Source organism: Haemophilus haemolyticus, from assembly GCF_003490595.1.
Classification (GTDB): Bacteria; Pseudomonadota; Gammaproteobacteria; order Enterobacterales; family Pasteurellaceae; genus Haemophilus; species Haemophilus haemolyticus_L.
Genome location: NZ_QQGY01000026.1, coordinates 1 through 856, shown reverse-complemented (window position 1 = coordinate 856; position 856 = coordinate 1). Strand labels below are relative to the sequence as shown.

At 51.6% G+C, this 856-nt stretch carries 2 protein-coding genes; one reads left to right on the top strand and one right to left on the bottom strand.

The genetic code is table 11. The features are described from left to right. A partial coding sequence (locus tag DV415_RS10050; RefSeq protein ID WP_479682618.1) for a uracil-DNA glycosylase family protein occupies nucleotides 1-317 on the bottom strand: 317 nt, incomplete at its 3' end. 346 nt (nucleotides 318-663) lie between these two features. Between DV415_RS10050 and DV415_RS10040 the strand changes: the two genes are divergently transcribed. Beyond that, nucleotides 664-856 (top strand): rRNA adenine N-6-methyltransferase family protein (locus tag DV415_RS10040; RefSeq protein WP_275045270.1); only part of this gene is annotated, 193 nt, incomplete at its 3' end.

The following is an 856-nucleotide window of genomic DNA, read 5'->3' as shown; positions in this document are numbered from 1 at the left end:
ATTTTTGCCAACACCGCCGCCAAATCGACGGTTTCAACTACCTTTAAAAACTTGTCGGACGCATTGCCGTGCTGACGTACCGCCTTCAAAACGGTCGGACAGGACGCAATCCCCCGTTCGTGCAAAAACGCCTTGATTTTCTCGGCATCAAACGCTTTTTCAGAGTGCGCAGCCTCCCCGTTGGACGGCACTTTGAAATAATCCGCATCGCCGAAAAACACCAGCCCGTAAACGCGCCACATATCGTTTTGGAAATTCGGATAATGAAACTGCATCGCGCGTTTGTCTTCCTTGGGCGGAAACGTCCCCATCATCATGACCGCAGCCTTCGGCGGCAACACGGAATCGAAGGGATGGGTTTCGATTTCAAGCAGATTTTCAGACACGTTCAATCCTCCAACAGGCAAAACGGCAGACAGCCGGTTTTTGCACCAAACCGCCAAACACGGCAAGCCTTCAAACAGCATTATCACGCCCTGCCGTTTTCGGTTACAATGCCGACATCAAACGGATACTGTAAACACATTTATGTTTCAACACACAGGACGACACATAAAGCACCGCCCTATGTGCCATCCTGATTTGGAAGGGGTTACGCCCCTCCCAAATAGAGTCTGATTCTACCGCCCTAAAGGGCGGGGTTTCAACCGAAAAGGAAACACGATGAAAGAACACAAAGCCCGCAAGCGTTTCGGGCAGAATTTTTTGCAGGACACGCGGATTATCAGCGATATTGTCAACGCCGTGCGCCCGCAGGCGGATGATGTCGTGATTGAAATCGGTCCGGGTTTGGCGGCGATTACCGAACCTTTGGCGAAAAAGCTGAACCGCCTGCACGTTGTCGAAATCGACCGCG